This is a genomic window from Acidobacteriota bacterium (genome assembly GCA_029861955.1).
Lineage (GTDB): Bacteria > Acidobacteriota > Polarisedimenticolia > Polarisedimenticolales > Polarisedimenticolaceae > JAOTYK01.
The window spans coordinates 72,930-86,744 of the sequence record JAOTYK010000009.1 but is presented as its reverse complement, the minus strand read 5'-3'; the positions used below and the strand labels follow the sequence as shown (position 1 = coordinate 86,744).

Here is a 13,815-nt window from a genome sequence, read left to right as displayed (position 1 = left end):
ACCCACCCGGAAGGTACGGCGCAACCGCGGTCCGGGCTACCCCCGGATCGTCTTACGGAGCTCCCCGTAGGCAGATTCCAGCCGACGGTGGCGCTCTTCGCCGACGGCCTCCAGCCGGGCGTCGAAGGCCTGCTGGATGGCCTCGGTGTCATCGAGGGTCTGCAGCCGATCTTCTTTGTGATTCTCGGCGTCCTCGATGGCCCGCCGATAGGTCTCGTCGACGTCATCGAGGGTCTTCTCTTCGACGCGATAGCTGTCCGTGATCTTGGCCGACTGCTCGCGTTGGGCGGTTGCCAACTGCTGCTGAAACTCGCGGTGAGCCTTCTTCGTGGCCGCCGCAAAGAGCTTCCGCGCCTTGGCGATCGAGCGGTCATGTGTTTTCTCGGCGGCTCGTCGTGCTTTTTGCTCGCGGCTGTTGACTCCCAGCTCTCGTGCGCTCTGGGTCTCTCGATCCAGGACCTCCCGTGCACGCTCCTCCTTCTCGAGTCGACTGGCATACGCGGCATCTTCCTTGACCATCCGCCGCGACTCGGCCTTGCGAATCGCCTCGCCGCGTCGAGTCAGAGCGGCGTCGATCTTATCTTCTCGTCCGCGGGTCGCGTCTTCACGGGCCCGATCCCATTTGCGACGCGCCTTCCTCAGTCGGTTTTCGAAGTCGGCGAGGACCTCTGCGACGCCGTCGACCTTGATCAACTCGGCCAGCCGTCGGGCCTCGATGGCCTCGGTGCGTTCACGCGTCCAGCGATCGACGGTATTCATCGCTCTGGACCAACGTTCGGTGGCAGTGACTGTCTTGTCGTTCATCGGTGTCCTCATCTTGCCCATCCTCTTTCCACCGGGCCAGTGTAGTCAACGAACCGTTCGGGTTGCCATACTTCCACGACGACGCTTGTGGTCATGGGACGACTTCCGGTTTCGGCTATCGACGGCGGCGGGCCGACCCGTCATGCTCCAGTCGTCCCGCCTTCAGTTGTCAGGAGCGATCGATGTTACGAGCAAGAGGAATCTGGATCACGATCTGTCTTCTCATCGCGTCACCTCTCGCGGCGGTGGAGACGCTCGATCCCGTGTCGCTGGGACTCGCGTTGGAGGAGGGCGTTCACGCCGAGAGGGTCGTACTCCCCGCCGGGATGGTCACGCTGAACTGCGAAGACCGGATGATCCTCGTCACCGACGGTGCCCTTGGAAGCTGTGTCTCGAGAGATGGGGACGGAGCGACTTGCGAGAATCCGGAGACGAGAGATCTGGCGCAGGCCTCGTGCGAGCACGGCTGCGAGCGATCCGATGGCCGGGGCCTCTGCGTGGTCATTCCGAAACCGAAGAAGACGTCTCCGCCCAACGACGATGAGGACGATCCCGAAGGGGACGTCCCGGAAGCGGACGTGCCCGAAATCCCGTGATCAGTAGCAGAAGGCCATGAAGACGGTGTTGTTCTGGTTCGTGGAGCACGTGTCGGAAACCGCGCTTCCCATCGTGTAGACCTCCTTGCAGGTCATGCCAGCGGCTGCACAGACCTCATCTCCGGTGTTGAGTGCGGAGTCGGTACCATCGGACCAGAACACACCGCCCCAGTTGGGGGTGGTGCCCCGGGGCGCGTGGATCGGTTGCCCGTCGGCCGCCGAGGTCGGCGAGGACCCGTTGACTCGAACCTGCTGCGCTGCAGAGTCCGCCCACAGGTGCATGTTGCCCAGTAGCAGGTGCCCGTTGTTCCAGTTGCCACCGGCCAGTTCTAGGTTGCCGCGATCCGGTGAGGGATTGTCGTTCTGGTCATCGATACGAAGGGCCGCGCCGTCGCTCTGCCCGAGTCCCTGCTGATCGCCGATCAACAGACCCACGTGCCCGTCGAAAGTCACCGGTGACGATCCCGCCAGCGCGGTCGGGCTATCGATCAGAACGCCGACGCTAGCGTCGACGGAGGTGAACTGGCCGGTGGGCACCAGTTTATAGCGAAATCCGTAGAGCTCACCGACCGCGCTGCCGGTTCCGGTCTGCGAGATCTCGTTGCGCGCATCGAAGGCGATCATCTTGCCCGTCACGCTGCGATCGGGGATCGTGCCGATAAAATAATTCAGCGCGCGATTGGCGAAGACATCCGTGAGCGAAACGTTGGCCTCGGTGCCGTCCAGATCGTTGGCCACCTGGAGGCCGGTGGCCGTTCCCGCTGTGGTCCCCGGCAGCAACTCGATGTCGTGTTCTACCTCGTTGACCAATGAATTCAGGTTACTGCCGTCGTAGACTGTGTTGCCAATCAGGCCAACCCGATAGAACAGTTTGCCGGAACCGTGACGGATTTCGACGTCCGGTTTGCCATTGTCCGGTCGGGTGTTCCAGATGAACGATGCACGATTGGATCCATCACACGTCGCGCCGGGATTGCACTCGGCGTCGTCGGTACAGGTCGCCATCGTGTCGGAACAGGTCCCGTCGATGAACAACTGGAACGCGAAGGGACGCCAACGATTGCCGAAAGGGTTGGTGTAGTTCCAGTTGTACTCCAGCGACTCGCGAACGCCGTCCCAGTAGGTCGCCTCGATCTTCTGATTCCAGGCGTGTTGGGTCGGGTCTCGCTGGAAGACACCCTCGTCCGTGCAGTTGTAACAGATCATCCACTGCTCATCGAGCTCCTGGTTGGGGTGCAGATTCTGCCCGATGGGATCTCCCTCGTACTTGATGATGCGGAACTGCGCATCCGGCACAACGGTGCCGGTGATGTGAGGCCAGATCAGATCCGAAAGCTCGCCCATCGTGATGCCGGTCTCAAAGGTCTGGCTGCCGGTCCAGACGATGTCGCCACTGGCTTCCAGAAGCGTCCCGCCACCGGGACCGAAATCTGCCGTGGCGGCCCGCAACGCGTAACCGGTGCTGACAAGTTGGGTTCGCGGCGTCATCTCGCTATCGGTGTTGACGGTCAGCCCGAGACAGACCGTGTCACGATTGGCAAACGTCGAAGTCAGATTGGCCTCGACGCCCGGCGTGATGACTCCCGAACCGAGAAGGACGCTATAGATGCCGTCGGCCACGGAGACCGCAGCATGGTAATCCTCAAGCAGCAACTGACCGGCGACGCAGTCGTCGTAGAACCGGAATGCCATCTCGTAGTTGCCGTCTGCGACCGGCACCCCGCCACTGTCCAGCAGCTTGCCCTGCGTCGACAACAACTCCGGCGGCGCCGCGAGCGCAGCGATTCCGCCTAGGGTAAGACAGACCGCCAAGATCATTGCTTGCTTCATCGTTCGAACTCCCAAACTACGGACAGCTCTGAATCGCCGACCGCTCGGCGAAGGTCCCGAATCCCACGGTCCCTTCTTGGTTCAAGGCGTCTACGGAAGAGACCAGGAAGAAGAAACCCTCTCCTGGCAACGGTACGTCGGCGAGGACCACGGACGCCAGTGGTTCCTCCGTCAGACATGCCGGGTCAGTAAAGAACGTCAAGCCGGTCAGGCTACGCGCGTAGACACGGTAGGTCTGTGCCTGCAATTCGGGGCTCCATGTCATCAGCGTGGCCGACTGGAACTGCACCCCGAACACCGGACCTGGCCGATTGAGCGATGGGATGAAGCTCTCGTAGGCACCCATCTCCGCGATGGCGAAGCCGTCGTGATCACTATCGAGCAATCGCGGAAACCCTTGCAGATCGAACTTCGGAGAGCCACCGTAACCGTTGGCGGGAATGCCCACCTCAATCAGCGGTGACATCGGGGACAGTCGATAGTCGCCCTGAGTCGCATTGACGAACTGCGGGGCCAGACAAAGATTGCTTCCGAGGCAACAGCTGGTCTGAAGACCGGAGACACTGACGTTGAGACACGACACTCCCGTGATGTCCTGGAGGTGTCCGTTGAGGATCGAACTCTGGACGGTCGTTCGACCGGTACCATTCGCGAAGATCCCGATCCCACATTCGACGACGGTCGACCCGGACACTAGCGTACTAACGGTGCCGTTCAGATCGAAACACTCGGTGGCCGCCTCGTCGATCAATGAACTCGTCACCGTTAGCGCGCCGTCGGTAAACGACAGGCCGCGAACCGACGATCGGAGGATTTGACTCCGATCGATCTCAACATCCGTTTTGCTGCTCACGATTGCCGTGCCGGTGTCCTGAATCTGCGACTCGACAAGCGTTACGTGGACCGGATCGAGGCCAGGGTTGCTCATTCCCAGACCGGTGACCACGTCGCGAACCAGCAGGCCGCGCCCGATCCACGAGGTCAACGATTGGATCGCCGTGTCACTCCCGGTCACGTCCAGGTCTCTCAGGACCACGGGGGTCGCGTCGCCCGAATCGATGATCAACGTCGCGCCGGGCGATGTGTTCGTGAGCGTCGCCGAGCCGGGCGCACCCGCCGGGCGAAGGGTCACGCCGCGGTTGATGAGCACCCGCTCGTCGTAGACTCCGGCCGCCAGCACGATGTCGCAGGTCTTGCCCTGATCGATGCACGCCTGAATCGTCGGGCAATCACCGAGCCCGTTGGGCGTCACCAGAAGCGAACACGACGACTGACACGCATCGCCGGTACCATCCATGTCGCTATCGTACTGACTCGGGTTGGAAACAACCGGACAGTTGTCCGTCGGCAAACCGCACTGGGGGTCGTCGGCGCAGATCCCGTCGCCGTCCACGTCGTTGAACGGATCGCACGGGCAGGCATCGACACCGTCGAGGATTCCGTCGTTGTCGTCGTCGGGGTCACACGCGTTGCCGAGATTGTCATTGTCGATGTCAACCAGATCGTCCAGGTAGACGCCGTCGGTGGTCAGCGCGGCACTGAGAAGACGGGCGCCGTTTCGGGCGCGGATCGTCCCGAAATAGGTCTGGCATCCCGCGAAGGGTCCGACGACGCAGACGGAGTCTTCGCCGAGGACCATCGCCTCGAGGACATCCGTTCCGCCCGGTGTGGTTCCGATATCGAGCTGAGCCCCGTAGACCGCCGACTGGGGGTCGACGGCATCCCACTCGTAGCAGAGTTGACTGGGATCGTACGAGATGTCGATGTCTCCGCCGATTCCGTCGGCCACCGACGGCAGGTTCGGGGCGCTACCGTCGAAGACCTGCAGATTCACGAAACCGGCGCCGGTGTCGAACTGGCCACCCTGACTCTCGCCGATGGTGGTCTGGCCGATCACCAGCGACCCGCTGCGATACTGGCCGGCCGAGGCCTCGGATTGGGCCCCGGAGCTGATGACGACCGCGTGGGTAGACCCGTCCTGGGCCAGGCAGACCACGGCCTGGAAACTGACGGCGATCCAGACAAGGATCCCCCGGACATGGATATGGTTCCATCTCAAGTCAAATTCCTGACCCGTGAACTGTCTATCTGGGGAGTCCCCCCCCGTGGCCTTCTATATACACACTCTCCCGTGTGGCGACCCGCATTTGCTGGGTGGGGGGCGCGGAAAACCGGAAATCGAGGGAACTTGAAGCAATCCTGCGGATCTCGGATACTCCTGACCCATGCCGATCTACGCGCAGTACTACGTCTGGCTCATCGGGACCTCGCTGTTCTGTCTGCTGCTGGAACGGATCGTGCCCTGGCGGCGCGAGCAGACGCTGCTACGGCCGGGACTGTTTCAGGATCTGTTCTGGCTGGTCTTCAACGGCCACTACCTGGGAATGATTTTCGCCATTTTCACGGGGCGACTCTTCCTGGCCTGGCACGACGCGTTGCTGGCGCTCGGGTGGCCCCTGCCGGAATCGCTACAGCTCGTCTCGGGGTGGCCGTTGTGGCTCCAGTTCATCACGCTGCTGGTGGTCAAGGACTTCGTCGAGTGGAACATCCATCGGCTCCTGCACAACGTGCCGTGGCTCTGGGAACTACACAAACTTCATCACAGCTTGCGGCAGCTGGACTGGATCGGGAACTTCCGTTTTCATTGGGGCGAGATCATTGTCTACAAGACCCTGTCCTATCTTCCGCTGGTGGTGCTCGGTGTCGATTGGCGGGTGATGTTGGCGATCGGTGTGTTGTGGACGCTGATGTTGGATATCAATCACGCCAACTTACCGATCTCGTGGGGCCCACTGCGTTACGTGCTGAACTCCCCGAAGATGCATGTGTGGCATCACGACGTCGAACTTCACGGCAAGGGCGGCCAGAACTTCGGCCAGGTTCTCAGCGTCTGGGACTGGCTCTTCGGAACCGTCTACTGGCCCGACGATCAGGAGCGGCCGGTGCAGTTCGGTTTTGCCGGGCAGGAGAGTTATCCCGAGAGTCTGCTGGGGCGTCTGTTCTATCCGGTCTCGCGACTCTTCCGTAAACAGGCCCTGTGACGTCTTCGAAGAAGGGGTAGCACCTCCGTTTCGAACCACGGGTTTCGTCGCAGCCAGAGGTTGTTCCGCGGACTCGGGTGGGGCAGCGCGACAACATCCTTCGGGTGATCCCGCCAATTTCGAACCGTCTCGGTCAACGTCTTCTTCTGCGTCTCTGCAAGGTAGTAGCTCTGCGCGTAGCGACCGATCAGCAGCTTGAGGCCCACCTGCGGTAACTCCGCCAGAATGCGCTCGTGCCACTGCGGGGCACACTCCTCCCGCGGAGGCAGGTCACCGGATTTTCCCTTGCCGGGGTAACAGAACCCCATCGGGACGATGGCGTAGCGACGCGGGTCGTAGAACGCCTCGCGATCAATCTGCAGCCACTCTCGCAGTCGATCTCCGCTGGGATCGTTCCAGGGGATGCCGGTCTCGTGGACTCGGGTGCCCGGGGCCTGACCGATGATCAGGGCGCCGGCGGTCTTTCCGGCTTCGAGGATCGGTCGCGGACCCAGCGGGAGACCCTTGCAGATGCGACACGCACGAACTTCCTTCAGCAGGTCCTGCAAGCGGTCGCGACGGCGTGTCACCCTGGCTTCTCCTCTATTCGATGATGGCGATCAGTCGGCGGACTTCGTGATCTTCCCGAATGCCACCAGCGACGGTCGGATGAACGCCGGTGCCAGTCGCTGGTGGATGACACCGAAGAAGTAAGCGATCGTCGAGAACGCCAGATACGACGGCTCGGACTCGTAGCCATACACGACACACTCGAATCCGACACTCGTCATCAGCTTGCGTAGCTTTCCCCGGGTGTTGCAGCGGTAGACGGTCGGGAATACGTCCTCTTCCTTCCGGTCTTCCTGGACGGTGGACGTGACCTTCGAGTGGTAACGGTTGGGGATCAGTCGCGCCGCGATGGCGATATAGCTCCAGCGATTCGACGTTCGGATACACAGATACCCGCCGTCCTTCAGAACTCGCCGGACTTCTCCGAACAGCTGTCCCGGATCGGGGATGTGCTCCAGAACGTAGTCGCAGACGATGAGATCGATGGAGTCGCTTTCGACCGGCCAGGTCGCGCCCTCGATCAGACGGAAGTCGTCCAGGAATGGGTTGTCGCTGGCGTCCGGGTCGACATCAATCCCAACCACTCGGGAGACCTTACCCTTGAGGATCCTGAGATCTCGCCGAAGCGGTACGTCGTCCTCGTCGAAGGCTCCCCGACCACAGCCGACATCCAGGACGACCATCGCCGGGTCCAGCAACGCATGGATTCTGTTGTAGAACGCCACCGTGCCGTCGATGTCGGTGAAACCGCCGAACCTGACTTCCGGATAGAATCGTCGTTTGTTGTCCATCGAGTCCTCCGGCGGTCCTACTCGATGATCGCGAGTAGGGTGCCGGTCTCGACGGCCTGACCCGGTTCGACATCGATGGTGGTGATCGTGCCTGCCCTGGGGGCGACGATCTCGTTCTCCATTTTCATCGCCTCGATGACGAGGATGCCCTGCTCGGCTTCGACCTGGTCACCGACGCCCACGAGCACCCGAACGACCTTGCCGGGCATCTGACTGAGCAACTTCTGCGGACCGTCAGTGCCGAACTTGGCCTCGCGTCCGGCGCGAGAGGGATCGGCGAAACGCACGGTCTTCTCGTCGGCACCGTGTCGCACGAGGTAGGCGTCGTCCCGGGCCTCGACGGAGACCTCGTACGAACGACCTTCGGTGACGATGGTGTAGAAGTCCGCTTCCAGTGGCTGCGCGTCGACAAGCAGGACGGTGCCTTCCACGTCAACCCGATACTTACCGTTCTCGCGGGCGATATCCACCTCGTGGAGATGGTCGCCGACCTGGGCCTTGATCTTCATCGTCGCCATCCCTTCGCCTGGGGCCAGCGCCACGCCGAGACGCCATCGGTGTTGGCCGCGGTGGCTTGTGCCGATGTCGACTCCACCTGTCGCAGATGGACGATCGCCGCCGCGACGATAGCGACCTCGTCCAGCCACGGATTGACGGCAGACTCCAGAAGGTGTGGATGCTGTTCCAGGAACCCGGTGTGAAGATCGCCGTCGATGAACGCCGCGTCCTGCATCACCTGTTTGTGAAAGCTGATGGACGTGGTCAAGCCATCGATCCGCAGCTCATCCAGCGCTCGCACCATGCGTGAAATCGCCTCGGTACGATCCTGGCCCCACACGATCAACTTCCCGATCATCGGGTCGTAGTGTACGGGCACCGTGTATCCCGCGTAGGTACCGTCGTCGAAACGGACGCCCGGACCGCCGGGCGCTCGAAGCCCCCTGATCGTCCCGGGTGAGGGGATGAAATTGCGGCGCGCATCCTCGGCGATGATCCGACACTCGATGGCATGACCTGCCATCCGGATGTCGTCCTGTTGCAACGGGAGCTTCTCCCCGGCGGCCACCGCGATCATCAGCTTGACGAGATCCTGCCCGGTCACCATCTCGGTCACCGGGTGCTCGACCTGGAGTCTCGCGTTGACTTCCATGAAGTAGAAGCTGCCGTCCTCGCCCCTGAGAAACTCGACGGTACCCGCGCTGTGATAACCGGCGGCACGACAGGCCCGGATGGCCAGCTCCCCCACCTCTTTCCGGGTGGCCTCGTCCATCACGATGGCCGGCGATTCCTCGATCAGTTTTTGATGCCGGCGCTGGATCGAGCACTCACGCTCGCCGAGATGGATGAAGTTGCCATGGGTGTCGGCCAGGATCTGGAACTCGATATGGCGTGGACGCTCGACGAACTTCTCCATGAACACCGTGTCGTTGCCGAAGGACGAACCGGCCTCGCCGCGGGCCTGGGCCAACAACGACGGCAGCTCGTCTTCGCTGTTGACGATACGCATGCCCTTGCCACCGCCGCCGGCGGCGGCCTTCAGCAGGATCGGGTAGCCGATCTCGTTGGCCAGCGTGCGAACTTCATCGAGGTCTTCGGAGAGCGGTGGCGTACCGGGGACCACCGGGACGCCGGCTTCGGTCATCAGCTCTCGAGCTCGAATCTTGTCGCCCAACGCTTCCATCGCTTCGGGAGGCGGACCCACGAAGACGATCCCGGCGTCACGACAGGCCCGCGCAAAATCGGCGTTCTCCGAGAGAAATCCATAGCCCGGGTGGATGGCATCGACGTCGGCTTCCTTCGCCACTTCGATGATCCGTCGGATGTTGAGGTAGGACTCCGCCGGTGCGGCGGGACCCAGTAGGTAAGCCTCGTGGGCGAAGCGGACATGGAGGGCGGTGCGGTCGGCCTCGGAGTAGACCGCGACACTTCGGATTCCCAACTCGTGGAGTCCGCGAATGATCCTCACCGCGATCTCGCCGCGGTTAGCGATCAATACCTTCTTGAAGGGCGGCTCACCGACGGCTGCCGCTCCTGGGCGTCTCGCTTTCCGTTTGCTCATGGGGTCCTACGTAATGGGGACAGATCTATTTTTCAATTTCTCTTCCGGCTCGCCCCGAGGAAAGGAAAGCAAAAAATAAATCTGTCCCCTTTTAGAGCGGAATGTTGCCGTGCTTCTTGGTGGGGTTGGTGTCGCGCTTGTTCTTCAGCAGGCGTAAGGCGGTGATCAGTTTGGGTCGGGTCTGCGCCGGTTCGAGGACGCCGTCGACGTAGCCATGCTCGGCGGCGACATAGGGGTTGGCGAACTTCTCGCGGTACTCGTCGACCTTCTCCTGGCGAAGCTCGGCGGCCTTCTCGCCGGCGGCCTTCAGATCGCGACGATAGATGATGTTGACGGCACCGTCGGAGCCCATGACCGCGATCTCGGCACCGGGCCACGCCAGATTGAGATCGGTGCGGATATGTTTGGAGGCCATGACGCAGTAGGCGCCGCCATAGGCCTTGCGGGTGATGACAGTCATCTTGGGGACGGTCGCCTCGGCAAACGCGTAGAGAAGCTTCGCGCCGTGGAGGATGATCCCATTCCACTCCTGGGCGGTTCCCGGGAGAAACCCGGGGACATCTTCGAACACCACCAGCGGGATATTGAAGCAGTCGCAGAAGCGGACGAAGCGCGCACCCTTGATCGAGGCCTTGATATCGAGAACGCCTGCCAACACCGCCGGCTGGTTGGCCACGATCCCGACCGATCGTCCACCCAGATGGGCGAGACCGACGACGATGTTCCCGGCGTAGTGCTCGTGGACCTCGAGGAACTCGCCGTCATCGACGACGGCACGAATCACCTTCTTGATGTCGTACGGCTGATTGGGATTCTCGGGGATGAGGCTGTTGAGGGATTCCTCGGCACGGTCGTCGGGATCCTCCGTCGGTTTGATCGGTGGATCTTCCATGTTGTTGGAGGGGAGATAGCTCAGTAGATCGCGGATCAGCCCGATGGCATCTCGATCATCCTGGGCGGCAAAATGAGCCACGCCGGAAACGGTGCTGTGGGTCGAGGCGCCGCCCAGCTCTTCCTTGCTGACCTCTTCGTGAGTCACTTCCTTGATCACGTCGGGGCCGGTGATGAACATGTACGAGGTGTCGCGGGCCATCACGGTGAAGTCGGTGATCGCCGGCGAGTAGACGGCACCCCCGGCGCAGGGACCCAGGATCGCGGAGATCTGCGGCACCACACCCGAGGCCAGCGTGTTGCGCAGGAAGATGTCGGCATACCCCGCCAGCGAGACAACGCCCTCCTGGATACGCGCTCCACCGGAGTCGTTAAGACCGACCACCGGCGCCCCGACCTTCATCGCCATGTCCATCATCTTGCAGATCTTCGCGGCAAAGGTCTCGGAGAGGGACCCCCCGAAAACGGTGAAGTCCTGGGCGAAGACAAACACAGGTCGCCCATCGACCCGACCGTGGCCCGTGACGACCCCGTCACCGGGGATCCGTTTGTCGGCCATGCCGAAGTCGTTGTTGCGGTGAACCACCAACGCATCGAACTCCTGGAACGAACCGGGATCCAGCAGCACGTCGATCCGCTCGCGGGCGGTTAACTTTCCGGCGTCGTGTTGCTTCTGGATCCGCTCTTCGCCACCGCCCAGACGCGCCTCGGCGTAGCGTTGACGCATCACGTCCAGACGACTGGGGGCGTCGCTCATTCCGCGCCCTCTTCGTTGGGTTCTTGAGTGGCCGTGTCGGCATCGGGATCCGCGACCGCGTCGGACTCGGCCGTTCGAATGGCCGAGACGACCTTGTCGTCGTCGTTGGTCGCGACGACACGCACACCCTGGGTGTTGCGTCCCATCCGACTGATGCCGTCGACGCTGGTCCGAATCAGCTTGCCGCGGGCCGTGATGGCCAACGTCTCGTCGCTATCGCATACGGCCATCGCCGCCACGATCTTCCCGTTCCGATCGGAAGCCCGCATGTTGATGATGCCGGAGCCCCCGCGGCTCTGGAGTCGATAGTCCTCGACTGGTGAGCGCTTGCCGTAGCCGTTCTCCGAGACCGAGAGGATGTCCGCCCGACCCGACAGAACCTCTGCCGCCACCACCCGATCGCCTTTGGCCAGGCGAATCCCGATGACGCCACGGGCCGAGCGACCCATCGGTCGCACGTCGGTCTCTTTAAAGCGAATCGACTTGCCACCGGCGGTGGCCATGAAGATCTCCAGGTCGCCCGTCGAGAGGTCGGCCGCGAAGAGGGCGTCGTCGTCCTCGATGGTCAGCGCGATGATCCCCGCCGCGCGTCGACGACTGAATGCGGACAGCGGTGTCTTCTTGACGTAACCGTTGCGGGTCGCAAACACGACGAACCGATCCTCGTCGAACTCTCGTGTCGAGAGCAGTGCCGCAACCTTTTCCTCCGGCTGTAGCTGAATCAGGTTGACGACCGCCTTGCCCTTGCCGGCAGACTGGACCTGCGGGATCTCGTGGACCTTCAGCCAGTGGACCCGACCGAAGCTGGTGAACGCCAGGATGAAGTCGTGGGTCGACGCGACGAAGAGTTCTCGAACCGCATCCTCGTCCCGGGTCGTCATGCCGATACGACCCTTGCCGCCACGACGCTGGGCCTGATACGTCGTCAGCGCCGTCCGTTTGATGAACCCGCTGTGGGTCACCGTGATCACGACGTCCTCTTCCTCGATCAGATCCTCGAGGGTGATCTCGTCATCGCGGGGGACAATCTCGGTCCGACGCTCGTCGGCAAACTGCTCCCGGACCTTGTCCAGCTCGTCGACGACGATCTGGAACTGCAGCGTGCCGCTGGCGAGGATCTGCTGGAGTCGCGCGATCAGCTTCAGGACCGCTTCATACTCGTCGATGATCTTCTGACGTTCCAGGCCCGTCAGACGCTGCAAACGCATGTCGAGGATCGCCTGGGCCTGGATCGTGGAGAATTCGAAGCGCTCCATCAAGGCCACCTTGGCCTCCGGCGGGGTCTTCGACTTGCGGATCAGGCTGACAACCTCGTCCAGGTTGTCGATGGCGATCTTGAGGCCTTCCAGGATGTGGGCCCGGGCCTCGGCCTTCTTCAGTTCGAACTGGGTGCGACGAACGATCGTCTCTCGTCGGAACTCGATGAAGTGCCGCAGCATCGTTTTCAGATCGAGGACCTGAGGGCGACCGTTGACGAGGGCCAGGTTGATCACGCCGAAGGTGGTCTCTAGCTTCGTGAACTTGAAGAGCTGATTCAACATCACCATGGCGACGGTGTCGCGTTTCAACTCGATGACGACACGGATGCCCTCGCGGTTGGACTCGTCGCGAATATCGCTGATCCCTTCGATCCGCTTGTCCCGCACGAGCCCGGCGATATCTTCGATCAGCTGCGCCTTGTTCACCTGGTAGGGAAGCTCGTGGAGCAGGATGACCTCGCGGTTTTTTCGACGCGGGTCCGGGACGATCTCTGCGCGACCACGAACTCGCAGACGACCCCGTCCGGTCGTGTAGGCCTGTTGGATCCCCTGCGTACCGTAGATCTGCCCGGCGGTCGGGAAATCGGGGCCGGGGATGATCTCCATCAGCTCGGCCAGCGATAGTTCAGGATTATCGATCAGGGCCTTGATGCCGTCGACCACCTCGCCCAGGTTGTGGGGCGGGATGTTGGTCGCCATACCGACCGCGATGCCGGACGAGCCGTTGACAAGCAGGTTCGGGATCGCCGACGGCAAGACCAGCGGTTCGGTCTCGGAGCCGTCGTAGGTCTCGACAAACTCGACGGTCTCTTTATCGATATCCCGCAACAGCTCGGCGGCAAGCTTCTGCAGCCGGATCTCGGTGTAACGCATGGCCGCCGGACGATCGCCATCGACCGAGCCGAAGTTGCCCTGCCCATCGACGAGCGGGCAACGCATCGAAAAGTCTTGCGCCAGACGGACGATCGTGTCGTAAACCGCCGAGTCGCCGTGGGGGTGGAAGCGACCGATCACCGTGCCGACGGTGCGGGCCGACTTGCGGTACGGCTTGTCATGGGTGTTGCCGGTTTCGTGCATCGCATACAGCACACGACGATGAACCGGTTTCAGTCCATCACGTACATCGGGAAGGGCGCGTCCGACGATCACGCTCATCGCGTAGTCGAGATACGAGCGACGCATCTCCTCTTCGATATTGATCGTCGTACGGTTGTCTCGGGTTTCCATCTTCAGCTGTC

11 protein-coding genes are annotated in these 13,815 nt (G+C 62.1%); 2 read left to right on the top strand and 9 right to left on the bottom strand.

What is annotated here, in order from left to right:
* Window positions 1-36: 36 nt before the first annotated feature.
* Window positions 37-804 carry a hypothetical protein gene (locus tag OES25_06175; GenBank protein ID MDH3627228.1) on the bottom strand — a complete coding sequence of 256 codons (768 nt, stop codon included), beginning with the start codon at window positions 802-804 and terminating at the stop codon, window positions 37-39.
* Between the two features lie 182 nt (window positions 805-986).
* On the opposite strand from OES25_06175, the gene OES25_06170 reads away from it, so the two are divergent.
* On the top strand, window positions 987-1,400 hold the full coding sequence (locus OES25_06170; protein ID MDH3627227.1) for a hypothetical protein: 414 nt from the start codon (window positions 987-989) through the stop codon (window positions 1,398-1,400).
* On the opposite strand, the gene OES25_06165 is transcribed toward OES25_06170, so the two are convergent.
* Window positions 1,401-3,230 carry a hypothetical protein gene (locus OES25_06165; GenBank protein MDH3627226.1) on the bottom strand — a complete coding sequence of 610 codons (1,830 nt, stop codon included), beginning with the start codon at window positions 3,228-3,230 and terminating at the stop codon, window positions 1,401-1,403. It lies immediately after the preceding gene.
* Between the two features lie 16 nt (window positions 3,231-3,246).
* Window positions 3,247-5,289, bottom strand: a complete 2,043-nt coding sequence (locus tag OES25_06160) for a thrombospondin type 3 repeat-containing protein (GenBank protein ID MDH3627225.1) — start codon at window positions 5,287-5,289, stop codon at window positions 3,247-3,249.
* 166 nt (window positions 5,290-5,455) lie between these two features.
* On the opposite strand from OES25_06160, the gene OES25_06155 reads away from it, so the two are divergent.
* On the top strand, window positions 5,456-6,271 hold the full coding sequence (locus OES25_06155) for a sterol desaturase family protein (protein MDH3627224.1): 816 nt from the start codon (window positions 5,456-5,458) through the stop codon (window positions 6,269-6,271).
* On the opposite strand, the gene OES25_06150 is transcribed toward OES25_06155, so the two are convergent.
* The 6 genes from OES25_06150 to gyrA all read right to left on the bottom strand — a co-directional run bounded on the left by OES25_06150 (window position 6,232) and on the right by gyrA (window position 13,804).
* On the bottom strand, window positions 6,232-6,840 hold the full coding sequence (locus OES25_06150; protein ID MDH3627223.1) for a uracil-DNA glycosylase family protein: 609 nt from the start codon (window positions 6,838-6,840) through the stop codon (window positions 6,232-6,234). The two genes, OES25_06155 and OES25_06150, sit on opposite strands and share 40 nt — an antisense overlap.
* 30 nt (window positions 6,841-6,870) lie before the next feature.
* Window positions 6,871-7,611, bottom strand: a complete 741-nt coding sequence (locus tag OES25_06145) for a class I SAM-dependent methyltransferase (GenBank protein MDH3627222.1) — start codon at window positions 7,609-7,611, stop codon at window positions 6,871-6,873.
* Window positions 7,612-7,628: 17 nt separating this feature from the next.
* On the bottom strand, window positions 7,629-8,120 hold the full coding sequence (locus tag OES25_06140; protein MDH3627221.1) for an acetyl-CoA carboxylase biotin carboxyl carrier protein subunit: 492 nt from the start codon (window positions 8,118-8,120) through the stop codon (window positions 7,629-7,631).
* On the bottom strand, window positions 8,117-9,670 hold the full coding sequence (accC, locus tag OES25_06135; protein ID MDH3627220.1) for an acetyl-CoA carboxylase biotin carboxylase subunit: 1,554 nt from the start codon (window positions 9,668-9,670) through the stop codon (window positions 8,117-8,119). Before accC ends, OES25_06140 begins: the two co-directional genes overlap by 4 nt.
* A 91-nt stretch (window positions 9,671-9,761) precedes the next feature.
* Window positions 9,762-11,318 (bottom strand): acyl-CoA carboxylase subunit beta, encoded by a 1,557-nt coding sequence (locus tag OES25_06130; GenBank protein MDH3627219.1) that lies wholly within the window; start codon window positions 11,316-11,318, stop codon window positions 9,762-9,764.
* Window positions 11,315-13,804: a DNA gyrase subunit A gene (gene gyrA, locus OES25_06125; protein MDH3627218.1), complete on the bottom strand. Its 2,490-nt coding sequence runs from the start codon at window positions 13,802-13,804 to the stop codon at window positions 11,315-11,317. Before gyrA ends, OES25_06130 begins: the two co-directional genes overlap by 4 nt.
* Between the last annotated feature and the right edge of the window lie 11 nt (window positions 13,805-13,815).